Origin of the sequence: Microbacterium sp. IO18, assembly GCF_049099505.1 — a bacterium.
In the GTDB taxonomy this organism is placed as follows: Bacteria; Actinomycetota; Actinomycetes; order Actinomycetales; family Microbacteriaceae; genus Microbacterium; species Microbacterium aurugineum.
Genome location: NZ_JBMJAF010000001.1, coordinates 744,446 through 757,542, shown reverse-complemented (window position 1 = coordinate 757,542; position 13,097 = coordinate 744,446). Strand labels below are relative to the sequence as shown.

Annotated in this window: 11 protein-coding genes; 8 read left to right on the top strand and 3 right to left on the bottom strand. The window is 67.6% G+C overall.

Annotated elements, in window-relative coordinates:
* Nucleotides 1-49: 49 nt before the first annotated feature.
* From ACLF6J_RS03745 to ACLF6J_RS03730, 4 genes are all read left to right on the top strand, one after another.
* Nucleotides 50-487: a hypothetical protein gene (locus tag ACLF6J_RS03745; protein WP_227991603.1), complete on the top strand. Its 438-nt coding sequence runs from the start codon at nucleotides 50-52 to the stop codon at nucleotides 485-487.
* A complete protein-coding gene (locus ACLF6J_RS03740; protein ID WP_134353561.1) occupies nucleotides 484-1,434 on the top strand; it encodes a bifunctional riboflavin kinase/FAD synthetase in 951 nt (316 codons plus the stop codon). The genes ACLF6J_RS03745 and ACLF6J_RS03740 overlap by 4 nt, the downstream gene beginning before the upstream one ends.
* A 193-nt stretch (nucleotides 1,435-1,627) precedes the next feature.
* Nucleotides 1,628-3,772: a DEAD/DEAH box helicase gene (locus ACLF6J_RS03735; protein WP_134353562.1), complete on the top strand. Its 2,145-nt coding sequence runs from the start codon at nucleotides 1,628-1,630 to the stop codon at nucleotides 3,770-3,772.
* Between the two features lie 203 nt (nucleotides 3,773-3,975).
* Nucleotides 3,976-5,004 (top strand): 6-phosphofructokinase, encoded by a 1,029-nt coding sequence (locus tag ACLF6J_RS03730; protein WP_047519389.1) that lies wholly within the window; start codon nucleotides 3,976-3,978, stop codon nucleotides 5,002-5,004.
* 50 nt (nucleotides 5,005-5,054) lie between these two features.
* On the opposite strand, the gene ACLF6J_RS03725 is transcribed toward ACLF6J_RS03730, so the two are convergent.
* Nucleotides 5,055-7,154 (bottom strand): S9 family peptidase, encoded by a 2,100-nt coding sequence (locus ACLF6J_RS03725; RefSeq protein ID WP_134353563.1) that lies wholly within the window; start codon nucleotides 7,152-7,154, stop codon nucleotides 5,055-5,057.
* Between the two features lie 155 nt (nucleotides 7,155-7,309).
* Here ACLF6J_RS03725 and ACLF6J_RS03720 point away from each other — a divergent pair, with 155 nt between their 5' ends.
* Both ACLF6J_RS03720 and ACLF6J_RS03715 read left to right on the top strand, forming a co-directional pair.
* Nucleotides 7,310-8,689, top strand: a complete 1,380-nt coding sequence (locus ACLF6J_RS03720; protein WP_134353564.1) for an inorganic phosphate transporter — start codon at nucleotides 7,310-7,312, stop codon at nucleotides 8,687-8,689.
* Nucleotides 8,686-9,021, top strand: a complete 336-nt coding sequence (locus ACLF6J_RS03715) for a hypothetical protein (protein ID WP_047519352.1) — start codon at nucleotides 8,686-8,688, stop codon at nucleotides 9,019-9,021. Before ACLF6J_RS03720 ends, ACLF6J_RS03715 begins: the two co-directional genes overlap by 4 nt.
* 21 nt (nucleotides 9,022-9,042) lie before the next feature.
* Here the strand turns inward: ACLF6J_RS03715 and ACLF6J_RS03710 are convergent, their stop codons facing one another.
* Entirely contained in the window at nucleotides 9,043-9,609 is a 567-nt protein-coding gene (locus tag ACLF6J_RS03710) for a TetR/AcrR family transcriptional regulator (RefSeq protein WP_047519350.1), read from the bottom strand.
* 59 nt (nucleotides 9,610-9,668) lie between these two features.
* On the opposite strand from ACLF6J_RS03710, the gene ACLF6J_RS03705 reads away from it, so the two are divergent.
* Entirely contained in the window at nucleotides 9,669-10,589 is a 921-nt protein-coding gene (locus ACLF6J_RS03705) for a phosphodiesterase (RefSeq protein WP_134353565.1), read from the top strand.
* A gap of 61 nt (nucleotides 10,590-10,650) precedes the next feature.
* Nucleotides 10,651-12,111 carry an aspartate ammonia-lyase gene (locus ACLF6J_RS03700; RefSeq protein WP_047519347.1) on the top strand — a complete coding sequence of 487 codons (1,461 nt, stop codon included), beginning with the start codon at nucleotides 10,651-10,653 and terminating at the stop codon, nucleotides 12,109-12,111.
* A gap of 64 nt (nucleotides 12,112-12,175) precedes the next feature.
* Here the strand turns inward: ACLF6J_RS03700 and ACLF6J_RS03695 are convergent, their stop codons facing one another.
* Entirely contained in the window at nucleotides 12,176-13,045 is an 870-nt protein-coding gene (locus tag ACLF6J_RS03695) for a fumarylacetoacetate hydrolase family protein (RefSeq protein WP_047519345.1), read from the bottom strand.
* Nucleotides 13,046-13,097 lie beyond the last annotated feature (52 nt).

The window sequence follows — 13,097 nt, the reverse complement described above, 5'->3', positions numbered from 1 at the left end:
CCTCGGGCAGAGTCCGGCCGCCTCCCGCGGCTCTAGGATGGAATGCGCTATGAGCTCCACCGCACCCCCCACTCGGATGACCGGCATCGGTCGCGTCCTCGTGATCGTCTACGCCGTGATGGCGCTGGCCGCCACCGGACGCAGCTTCGTGCAGATCGTCCGCCGCTTCGACGAGGCACCTCTCGCGTACTCGCTGTCCGCACTCGCCGCCGTCGTGTACATCCTCGCGACCCTCGCGCTCGTTCTCGCCCGACGTCGCGGCTGGTACACGGTGGCCTGGATCGCGATCGTCTTCGAACTGACCGGGGTGCTCGTGGTGGGTCTGCTCAGCGTCCTGATGCCGGCGCTGTTCCAACATGAGACGGTGTGGTCGCTGTTCGGGCGCGGATACCTCTTCGTCCCGTTGGTGCTCCCGATCTTCGGCGTCTGGTGGTTGCGCACGCACCGACCTGTCGACGCCCCGCGATCGGTCGAGGTCCACGCGTGATCGTGTTCCGCAGTCCGGAGGAGATCCCGGACGGCTTCGGACCGAGCGCGGTCGCCATCGGAAAGTTCGACGGCGTCCATGCCGGCCACCGAGCGGTGATCGCCCGGCTGAACGAAGCCGCTGCAGCTAGTGGCAGCCGCGCCGTCGTGGTCACGTTCGACCGCAACCCCCTGGCGATCCTTCGTCCGGACCGATGCCCGGAGAACGTCGTCACGGTCGAGCGCAAACTCGAACTGCTCGGCGAGATGGGCATCGACGCGACTCTGGTGCTCACCTTCGACGAGGAACTCGCCGCCCGCAGCGCTCATGACTTCGTCACCGACATCCTCGTCGGTGCGCTCGAAGTCTCCACGGTCCTCGTCGGCGAGGACTTCCGGTTCGGAAACAGGGGAGCGGGCACGCCGGACCTCCTGCGCGAGCTCGGGCCCGAGCACGGCTTCTCCGTCGAGGTCGTCGACGACGTGTACCTCCCCGGCTCCGCGCGGCGCGTGTCGTCGAGCTGGATCCGAGAGCTGCTGATGGAGGGCGATGTCGCGACGGCGACGACCGTGCTCGGCCGCTACCCGGATGTGCGGGGCGAGGTCGTCCACGGCCTCAAGCGCGGGCGAGAGCTCGGGTTCCCGACCGCGAACCTCTCCACGATCGTCGATGCTTTCGTCCCGGCCGACGGCGTGTACGCGGGATGGCTCGTGGATCATGACACCGGTATCCGGCACCCCTCCGCGATCTCCGTCGGGACCAATCCCACTTTCGATGATGTCCTCGTGCGGCAGGTGGAGGCGCACGTGCTCGGCGAGACCGGGCTGGATCTCTACGGACACGATGTCAGCGTCGAGTTCGTCGAGCGACTGCGCGGAATGGTCGCGTTCGAGGGGATCGAGAAGCTCATGGAGCAGATGGCCGCCGACGTCACCGATGCCGCCCGCGCGCTCGACGTGGCTTCCTGATCGTCCGAAATATCCGCGACGCGAGCACCATGACATAGAATGGGAAACGGCTCCCGCCGATTCTCACGCTTCTCGCGTGCCTCGACGGGAAGAAGATCCACTGTTCGTACGGTCCTGGCTCACGCCACACGCGGACAACGAGAACGGCTGGCGGCTTCCTGGGGAAGCCGGAGCCTTCACGCTCAGGAGGAGCATGCCGACCACGGCAACCGCCGCCACGCGGCGAAAGAAGACGTCCCGTCGTGACGACGAGGCACCCCTCATCCCGATCCTCGCGCGCAAGGTGCGTGAGATCGAGGCCAAGTCTCAGCGGGGGAAGCTCGGTCCGACGAACCGGGTGAAGTTCCAGGTGATCGCCTTCCTCGTGCGCGAAGAACGTGCGCGGGTGAAGGCCGACGCTGAGATCGGGGATCCCGCGCGCGCCGAGCTGCTCAAACGGCTCGACGGTGTCGCCACGATCCTCGCGAAGACCGCTGCGCGCGACACGTCGCTCATCCAGTTGCTGGAAGCCGACCAGGCGACGTCGCCGGTGGCCAAGCGCATGCGCCGCGACTGGCTGCTCGAATCCGGTGCCGAGCTCGCTCCCGAAGACCTGATCATCGCCGATGCGGCCCCCGTGCAGGTCTCCGTCGTGCCCGCGGCGATCGCGGAGCGACAGGTCACCCCGCCCTCGGTGGAGGCCCGTCAGCTGGCAAACCCGTTCCTCGCCCCCGACCTGACGCCGCGTGCGGCGGCGACCCCGCGTCGTCGTCTCGACGGCTGGGAGCTCATGGGCCCGCTGTACAAGGCATTCGAGACGGGTGCGGGCGGATCCGCCGCATCGATGGATCTCCCGCCCGCGCCGGAGTTCGACCACATCTCGCCCAAGGGCCTCGAGGTCATGGTGCACCAGTCTCGATTCCTCGAGGCAGTCAAGGCGGGGCACCGCAGCTTCCTGCTCGCTGATGAGCCGGGCCTCGGCAAGACGGCGCAGTCGGTGCTCGCCGCGTCCGTCGCGGGTGCGTATCCGCTGCTCGTCGTCGTGCCCAACGTCGTGAAGATGAACTGGGCGCGCGAGGTCGAACGCTGGACTCCGCAGCGCCGTGCGACGGTGATCCAGGGAGACGGCGACGACATCGATGCGTTCGCCGACGTGTTCATCGTGAACTACGAGATCCTCGACCGGCACATGTCGTGGCTCGCCTCCATCGGTCTGCGCGGCATGGTCGTCGACGAGGCGCACTTCATCAAGAACCTGTCCTCGCAGCGGTCGCAGAACGTCCTGTCGCTGGCCGCACAGGTGCGCGAGCGCACCCCGGGGCACGATCCGCTCATGCTGGCCCTCACCGGAACCCCGCTGATCAACGACGTCGAGGACTTCGACGCGATCTGGCGTTTCCTGGGGTGGACGACCGGCGAGAAGCCGGGCCCCGAGCTCATGGAGAAGCTGGATGCGACCGGGTTCACTCCAGCCGACAAGGCGTTCTACCCCGAGGCACGGGATGCCGTCATCTCGATGGGCATCGTGCGCCGCAAGAAGAAGGACGTCGCCGCCGACCTCCCGGACAAGCTGATCGCCGACCTGCCCGTGCAGCTCGACGACGAGTTCGGACGCGGCATCCGTCAGGCCGAGCGCGAGCTGGGGGAGCGGCTCGCCGCACGCTACCGTCGCATCATCGAGGCGCGGGGCGATCGCGGACTGGTCCCCGGGGAGATCGACGAGGACATCGTGCGTCTCGTCGCTCAGAACGAACTCGAGGAGTCGAAGGCCGCCGGCACCGGGGGAGACAACGTCTTCACGATGGTCAGGCGCATCGGCCAGGCCAAGGCGCCCCTCGCAGCGGACTACGCGGCGCAGCTTCAGCGCTCGGTCGGCAAGGTGGTCTTCTTCGCCAAGCACATCGACGTGATGGATCAGGCGGAGGCGCACTTCGCCGCCGCGGGCATCCGGGCGGTGTCGATCCGGGGCGACCAGTCGTCGACCACGCGACAGCAGGCGATCGACGACTTCAACGGTGACCCCTCCGTGGGCATCGCGGTCTGCTCGCTCACTGCGGCTGGTGTCGGGCTCAACCTGCAAGCGGCCTCGAACGTCGTGCTCGCCGAGTTGTCCTGGACCGCCGCCGAGCAGACGCAGGCGATCGACCGCGTGCACCGCATCGGGCAGGACGAGCCGGTCACCGCCTGGCGAATCATCGCGGCGCACACGATCGACACCAAGATCGCGGAGCTGATCGACCAGAAGCAGGGCCTCGCGGCGCGGGCGCTCGACGGCGAGGCCGTGGAGGAGTCGGCCGCGGAGCCGGTGCAGCTGGCAGCACTCATGCACCTGCTGCGGCAGGCACTCGGTGCGGCGTAGGCGTCAAGAACGGCTGTTCTTAACGTCACTTCGGCGCTGAATATCGGGCATCTCCGGGAAGTCCGTCGATATCCTCGATCGTCCACGTCAAGATCGGGGATTTTCGTCGACGTCGAATGGCGCGCGAGTGCGCGGGGGCACTAGTGTCGATCGAAGGCAGCGTCGCCTGTTCCCCCATCACCCGAACGTCTGAAGGCACCAGCATGAAGATCGGCATCCTGACGAGCGGCGGCGACTGCCCCGGCCTCAACGCGGTCATCCGCGGCATCGTGCTCAAGGGCACCACCACGTACGACCTGGAGTTCGTCGGCATCCGGGACGGGTGGCGTGGCCTCGTCGACGGCGACTTCATGCCGCTCACGCGCCACGAGGTGAAGGGGCTCTCGAAGGTCGGGGGGACCATCCTCGGCACCAGCCGCACGAACCCCTACGAGGGGGAGCGCGGAGGCGCCGAGAACATCGCCAAGACCCTGTACGGCCACAAGATCGACGGCATCGTGGCGATCGGCGGCGAGGGGACGCTCGCCGCCGCGGACCGTCTGGCGAAGGACGGGATCAAGGTCATCGGCGTCCCCAAGACGATCGACAACGACCTGCAGGCCACGGACTACTCCTTCGGTTTTGACACGGCGGTGAACATCGCCACCGATGCCATGGACCGCCTCCGCACGACCGGCGATTCCCACCAGCGCTGCATGGTCGCCGAGGTCATGGGCCGCCACGTCGGCTGGATCGCCCTGCACGCGGGCATGGCCGCCGGTGCGCACGTCATCTGCATCCCCGAGGTTCCGATGTCGATCGACGACATCACCGAGCTGGTGACCAGTGCCCACGATCGTGGTCGCGCACCTCTGGTGGTCGTCTCCGAGGGATTCAAGCTCCTCGGCATGGAAGAGGCCTACAGCGACAAGGGGCTCGACGCTTTCAACCGTCCCCGGCTCGGCGGCATCGGCGACATGCTCGCTCCGGAGATCGAGCGCATCACCGGCATCGAGACCCGGGCGACGATCCTCGGTCACATCCAGCGTGGTGGATCGCCGTCGGCGTTCGATCGGGTGCTCGCAACGCGACTCGGTCTGCATGCGGCGGATGCGCTCGTCGACGGCGCCTGGGGGCAGATGGTCGCCATGCAGGGTACCGACATCGTGCGGGTGCCCTTCGCCGATGCTCTCGGGGAGCTGAACACGGTGCCGCGCTACCGCTATGACGAGGCCGCTGCACTCTTCGGCTGAGGACGCGGAGCGGGGGAGCGCCCCCGTGCGGGGCGCCCCACCACGGCGGTTCAGTCCTCGGCGAGACCGAGGGTGTCGAGCAGCCAGGCGAGTTCGAACGCCCGCTCCCTCCAGGAGTTGTAGCGTCCGCTCACGCCGCCGTGTCCCGCGACCATCTCGCACTTGAGGAGGACGTCCGAGGCGCCGGCCTCTCGCAGACGTGCGACCCACTTCGCGGGTTCCACATACAGGACACGCGTGTCGTTGAGGGAGGTCACGGCGAGGATCCGCGGATACTCGACGCCGTCTCTCACGTTCTCGTAGGGCGAGTACGACTTCATGTAGTCGTAGACGTCCGCGCCGTGCAACGGGTCGCCCCACTCGTCCCACTCGATCACGGTGAGCGGCAGGGACGGATCCAGGATCGTCGTCAGGGCGTCCACGAACGGCACACCGGCGAGGATGCCTGCAAAGAGCTCGGGAGCGAGATTGGCGACCGCTCCCATCAGCAGACCACCCGCGCTCCCGCCCTCGGCGACCAGGCGCTTCGGTGTCGTCACGCCCGTCGCGACCAGGTGCTCGGCGCAGGCGACGAAGTCCGTGAAGGTGTTGCGCTTGTGCAGGAGCTTGCCGTCCTCGTACCACTGACGGCCCATCTCCCCACCACCGCGCACGTGGGCGACGGCGAAGATCACCCCGCGGTCGAGTTCGGACAACCGGGCGACCGAGAAGCCGGGGTCGATCGAGTGCTCGTACGATCCGTATCCGTACAGGTGCAGCGGCCGCGCGTCCGTGCCGGGTTCGCCGAACGAGCGCTTCCACACGAGTGAGATGGGCACACGCACGCCGTCGGGGGCCGTCGCCCATTCACGCCGCTGGCCGTACTCGGCGGGGTCATAGCCGCCCAGGACGGAGACCTGCTTGCGCAGGATCAGGTCGCGATTCGAGAGATCGAGGTCGTACACGGTCCCCGGGGTGACGAACGACGTGTATCCGAGGCGCAGGAACGGCGAGTGCCATTCCGGGTTGCCGCTGACGCCCGCGGAGTACAGCGGTTCGTCGAAGGGGATCTCGTCGAGAGTGTTCGTGGGGTAGTCGAGCAGACCGACGCGCTCGAGTCCTTCACGTCGGTACTCGACGGTGGCGAAGTCACGGAACGCGTCCATGCCGAGCAGACGTCTTCCTGCCTCGTGCGCGACGACCGGGAGCCGCTCACCCTGGGGATCGGAGGCCGCGACGGAGACCAGCTCGAAGTCCAGGGCGCCGTCGTTGTGGAGGATGAACAGCCGGTCCTCGCCGTCTACCACCGCATGATCGATCGAATACTCCACCCCTTCGCGGCGGGGCCAGACCAGTCGCGGTTCGGCGGTGAGATCGCCGGTCAGATCGACCAGGTACTCCTCGCTCGTGATGCTGGAGCCGACGCCGATCACGAGGTACCGCCGGCTTCGTGTGATCCCCGCACCGAGCCAGAACTTCTCATCGGGTTCGTGGAACAGCCGGACGTCGTCCGTGACGGGTGTGCCCAGGCGATGCAGCCACAGGGTGTCGGGCCGCCATGCGTCGTCCCGGGTCGTGTAGAGGACTCCGGTGCCGTCCGGCGTGAAGAAGGCACCGCCCGTGTTCGGGATCTCGTCGTCGAGAGTCGCTCCGGTCGTCAGATCGCGCACGTGCACCGTGTAGAGCTCGTCGCCCTCGAAATCGGTCGACCACAACAGCTTCGTGGCGTCGTCGGAGGTGTCGAACGCGCCGAGCGAGAAGAACTCATGCCCTTCGGCCTCGATGTTCCCGTCGAGGAGGACCACTTCACCCGGAACAGGGATGCCCGGCTCGAGCACGGGTGGAGTCCACTCGCCGGCGTCGGCAGCAGCGCGGCAGTGGATACCGTACTGCGCTCCCTCCTCGGTCCGGCTGTAGTACCACCAGTCGCCTCGGCGGGTGGGCACCGAGAGATCGGTCTCCTGCACGCGGGCCTTGATCTCCTCGAACAGTTTCGTCCGAAGCGCGGAAAGGTGGGCGGTCTGCGCATCCGTGTAGGCGTTCTCGGCCTCGAGGTGTGCGATGACCTCCTCGGAGTCCTTCGCCCGCATCCACTCATACGGGTCGTCGAACGTGTCGCCATGATGAGTGCGGAGGGTGGAACCGCGGGCAGCGAGCGGGGCGTCAGTCACCGTTCCACGCTATCCCAGGTCGAGTTGACCGGCGCGGGGGAGGGTGGGAGGATTTACCGGGGCCGGTTAACGGAAGTCAAACCCACGGTGAACTCTTCGTTCAGCACGTCGATATCGTCGACAACTCCTTCTTCCTCAACGACCGAAAGCGAACGGTGGAAACCGCAGCCCTCATCGTCGTGCTCGTCATCGCGCTGGCACTCTTCTTCGACTTCACCAACGGTTTTCACGACACCGCGAATGCCATGGCGACGCCGATCGCCACCGGCGCGCTGAAGCCCAAGACCGCCGTTCTCCTCGCCGCCGTCCTGAACCTCATCGGGGCGTTCCTGTCCACCGAGGTCTCGAAGACCATCTCCGGCGGCATCATCCGGGAGGACGCGATCCTCTCCGCGGGGGCTGACCTCTTCCTCTCGCTGATCTTCGCCGGCCTGATCGGCGCGATCACGTGGAACATGCTCACCTGGCTCCTCGGACTGCCCTCGAGCTCGTCCCATGCGCTCTTCGGCGGGCTCATCGGTGCGACGATCGTCGGCGCGGGCGTGGGGGGCATCGACTTCGGCATGGTGCTCTCGAAGATCGTGCTTCCGGCGCTGATCGCACCCGTCACCGCCGGCCTGATCGCTTTCGCCGCGACGAAGATCGCGTATTCGATCACCCGTCGCTACGACGGAAAGCCGGATGGCCGTGACGGGTTCCGGTGGGGGCAGATCTTCACGTCCTCCCTGGTCGCGCTCGCACACGGCACCAACGACGCGCAGAAGACCATGGGCGTCATCACTCTCGCGATGATCACGATCGGCTGGCAGTCGGGGGCGCATCACGAGCCGGAGCTCTGGGTGATCGTCGCGTGTGCCTTCACGATCGCGCTCGGCACGTACCTGGGCGGTTGGCGCATCATCCGCACGCTCGGCAAGGGACTCACCGATGTGAAACCCGCGCAGGGATTCGCCGCCGAGAGCTCGACCGCGGCCACCATCCTCGCCTCCAGCGCACTCGGCTTCGCGCTCTCCACGACCCAGGTCGCCTCGGGCTCCGTGATCGGCTCCGGACTCGGACGCCGCGGCTCCACGGTCCGCTGGCGGACCGCCGGTCGGATCGGCGTGGGCTGGATCCTCACGCTGCCCGCAGCGGGTGGTGTCGGCGCGCTGGCCGCGCTCCTGGTGGTCTGGCTCGGCAACTGGGGCGTCGCGATCGACGCGGTCCTCGCACTCGCGATCATCCTCGGGCTCTTCATGCGCTCGCGCCGTAACGCCGTGACACCCGCGAACGCCATGAGCGACGTCGCTGAGTCGGGACGCGCGGTCGAGCTCCCCGACACGCCACCGCCCACGCGACGCCAGCAGCGCATCGCCGAGGCGAAGGCGGAGGCGAAGGCTCGTGCGGAAGCGCGCGACAAGGCGAAGGCGCAGGCCAAGAAGGATGCGGCTGACAAGGCCAAGAAGAAGGCTCAGGCGAAGTCCGACGGCAAGGCAGCGAAGGCCGGGGCCGTGTCGAAGAGTGCGGATGCGACGCGGAAGGAGGAGTCCGAATGAACATCGTGATCGACTGGCTCGCGTTCCTCCAGGTGTTCCTGGCGGCGCTGATCGGTGCGGCTGCGATCGTCACCTTCTACGCGCTCGGTCTCCGGCTGCTGGTGCGCAGCGGGCGTGCTCCGGTCGTGAGCCCCGCGGAGTTCACCGACGCGATCACCGTGATCACCGAGAAGGAGCTCCGTCGCGCTGAGAAGCAGGCGGCGAAGGCGGCGAAGAAGAGCCCGCTCACCGAGGGGCAGAAGACGACGGCTCTCGTCGGCGCCTATGCGTGCTTCGCGCTCTGCGCTGCGGCTGTCGTCGCCGGCATCCTCATGCTCGTCATCGGACACTGATCCGCACGGCGCACCCTCGGATCACCGCAGCAGACCCTCCACCAGGTCGTCGATGATGTCATCGGTCGGTGACTCCGGGTCGATCGGTGTGGTCAGCCGGTCGAGCAGGAGCCCGTCGATCGCGTAGTGGAACAGCGCGATCTCGCGCCGTCCCCCCGGGAGGCCCGCCCTCGTATTGAAGGCGACGTCCTCCTCGAGCCCTGCGCGTTGCCAGGCGCCGAGCACCGCGGCCACTTCGGGGCGGCGGCTGCTCTCGAGCCGCAGTTCGAAGAGCGCGAGCGTCACTTCCCGGTCATCGGTGAGTCGGCGGACGATGTCGCGCACGTAGTCGGCGAACAGCGCGCGGCCCGGTTCGCCCGCGGAGCGGCGCTCCAACTCTTCCGGTGTGGGGGAGAGGCGCTCACCGATGCGTTCGACCAGTCCGGCCACCAGCGCATCGCGGCTGCGGAAGTAGTTCGACGTGGTGCCGGTCGGCACGCCGGCCGCAGCATCGACGGAACGGTGGGTCAGCCCACGGGAGCCCTCGCGAGCGAGCACGGTGAGCCCCGCATCCGCGATCGCCTGTCTTCTGCCTTCGTTCCGCGCCACCACCGCATCCTATCTGATCACTACACCTGCAGTACTGACCAGACGCCTAGGCTGAGGGCATGTCCGCAGCAATCGGTGACGCGTACACCTTCGGCCGGCACGCTCCGGCGTCGCATGTCCTGATCCACGTCAGCGATCCGCACTTCCTCGCCGGGGGCGCATCGCTGGGCGGGCGGTACGACGTCGAAGCGAACTTCGCGCGCACGCTGGAGGCGATCCGTGCGGTGCACCCGCACCCGACGGCGATCGTCGTGACCGGGGATCTCGCCGATCTGGGGGAGCCGGACGCCTATCGTCGTCTGCGCGCGTCCGTCGAACCGGTTGCCGAGGAGCTCGGCGCGCCGATCGTCTGGGTGGCGGGCAACCATGATGAGCGTCCCGCCCTGCGCGCAGGACTCCTGGACCTCGAGCCGACCGAAGAGCCCGTCACCGGGGTCTGGGACCTCGGCGGGCTGCGTCTCGTCGCCCTCGACACCAGCGTCCCCGGCTGGCACCACGGCGATCTCGATGCCGGTCAACTGTCCTGGCTCGTGGATCAGCTCGCCCAGCCTGCGCCGCACGGCACGTTGCTCGCGATGCATCATCCGCCGCTCCCGAGCCATCTGCCGCTCTTCGACATCCTGGAGCTGCGCCATCAGGACGAACTCGCCGACGTCATCCGCGGCAGCGATGTCCGTGGCATCCTGGCCGGACATCTGCACTATTCGTCACACGGGATGTTCGCCGGGGTTCCGGTGAGCGTCGCGTCGGCCACCTGCTACACGATGAACGTGGCACGTCCGGCGGCCGAGGTGAACGGCATGGACGCCGCGCAGGCCTTCCAGATGGTCCACGTGTATCCCGACACGATCACCCACACCGTCGTCCCTGTGACCGACGCGGTGACCGGCGACTACTTCTCGGAGGCCTGGGTGGAGCGGATGTCGAAGCTCTCACCGGAAGGGCGACTCGAGGCCTTCTCCCGCAAACCCGGGCGCTGAGCGGCGTAGACTGGGCACATCCCCCACTCTTCTCACCCGCCACGACCCACGAGGATGTGACATGGCTTCTGCCGCGCCTACCCTGACCCGCACCGAGACCGATTCGCTCGGGAGCATGGAGATTCCCGTCGACGCGTACTGGGGGATCCACACCGCCCGCGCCGACGCGAACTTTCCGATCACGAAGCGGCCGATCTCGGTGTACCCCGATCTCGTGGTCGGCCTGGCGATGGTCAAGCAGGCGAGCGCCCGCGCGAATCGTGAGATCGGGGTGCTCGACGCCGAGCGTGCCGACCTGATCGATCGTGCTGCGCAGCGTGTGATCGACGGCGAGTTCCACGAGCAGTTCACGGTGGGCGTCATCCAGGGCGGTGCCGGTACCTCGACCAACATGAACGCGAACGAGGTCATCACCAACATCGCGCTCGAACTCGCCGGCCGGGAGAAGGGCGACTACGCGTTCCTCTCGCCGATCGACCACACGAACCGCAGCCAGTCCACCAACGACGTCTACCCGACGGCCGTGAAGATCGGTCTTTCGCTGACGCTGCGGTCCCTGCTCGAGGAGCTGGATCTGCTCCGACTGTCCTTCCTGGGCAAGTCGCGGGAGTTCCACGACGTCCTGAAGGTCGGTCGTACCCAGCTGCAGGATGCCGTGCCGATGACGCTCGGGCAGGAGTTCAACGGCTTCGCCACGACGCTCGGCTACGACCACACCCGCCTGACCGAGAACGCGTCGCTGATGTTCGAGATCAACATGGGGGCGACCGCGATCGGCACCGGCATCACGACGCATCGGGGCTACGCCCCTGCCGTGCTGAAGCACCTGCGGGAGATCACCGGGCTCGACCTGCGCACCGCGGGAGACCTCGTCGAGGCCACCAGTGACACCGGTTCGTTCATGTCGTTCTCCTCGACGCTCAAGCGCAACGCGATGAAGCTCTCGAAGATCTGCAACGACCTGCGTCTCCTGTCGTCGGGACCGCAGGCCGGGCTGGGGGAGATCAACCTTCCCGCGATGCAGGCGGGGTCCAGCATCATGCCGGGCAAGGTGAACCCCGTGATCCCGGAGGTCGTGAACCAGGTGGCCTTCGCCGTCGCCGGTGCCGACATGACGGTCACGATGGCGGCAGAGGCCGGGCAGCTGCAGCTGAACGCCTTCGAGCCGGTGATCGCGCACTCGATCTTCCAGTCCATCACCTGGATGCGCCAGGCGATGTGGACCCTGCGTGTCAACTGCGTCGACGGCATCACCGCGAACCGCGACCGCCTCGGGGCGATGGTCGGGGCGTCGGTCGGCGTCATCACCGCGCTGACGCCGTTCATCGGCTACGCGGCCGCAGCGGCGCTCGCGAAGACCGCGCTGCTGACAAATCGGAATGTCGCCGATCTCGTCGTCGAGGCGGGCTTGATGTCGCGTGACGAGGTCGTCAAGCAGCTGTCGCCGGCACGCCTGTCGGGACTGGAGACGGTCACCGCTGCGATCCCGGTCGTCGCGCCGGAGGATCTGATCGAGATCTGAGAGGGCGGGAACGCACGAGGGGACGGACGCCACGGCGTCCGTCCCCTCGTGCGTCCGATCTGTTTCAGTCCGTGATGCGGCAGTGGGTCGTGAGTTCGCCGATGCCGTCGATACCCACGGTCACGGTCGAGTGATCGCGGAGGAAGATCTGCGGGTCGCGTGAGTACCCGGCGCCTCCGGGGCTGCCCGTCGAGATGAGGGTGCCGGGCAGCAGCGTGAGGGACTGCGACAGGTGGGCGATCAGCTTCGCGACGGAGCGCACCATCTGTCCGGTGCTCGCGTCCTGCACGGTGTGCCCGTCCACGACGGTCCAGATGTGGAGGTCCTGCGGATCGGGGATCTCGTCCGCGGTCACCGCGAAGGGCCCGGTCGGTGTGAACCCGTCGAAGGACTTGCATCGGGACCACTGGGCCTCGGAGAACTGGATGTTCCGCGCGGTGATGTCGTTGACCACGGTGTACCCCCAGACGTGCGTGAGGGCGTCCTGCTCGCTGACGTCTTTCGCGGGGGTGCCGATGAGGACGCCGAGCTCTGCCTCGTAGTCCACGGCCTCGCTGAGGTCACGCGGCCAGGAGGTCGTCTGATCGTGGCCGGTGAGCGAGTTCGGCCACAGGGTGAACACGGTGGGCGCGGCGTCGGTCTTCAGGCCGAGCTCGCTCGAGTGGGCGGCATAGTTCAGCCCCACGGCGAGGACGGCCGGGGGTGCGAGCACCGCGGAATCGAACGACCAGTCACCGAGCGGATGACGGACGGCGGCGCCTGCGGCCAGCGCCACGCGCAGAGCCTCGAGAAGAGCATCCCCACCTTCGATGAGCTGCTGCAGCGTGGCAGGGGCGTCGGTCAGGAGATCAGAGACGAGGATGGCGTCCGAGTCCTGGACCACGGCGAGAACCGCGCGAGGGGAGTCAGGACGGCGCAGATGAGCGAACCGCATGCTCCTACGCTACCGGGTGGCGGCCGGTCCGCGGATGGAGGACACAGCCATA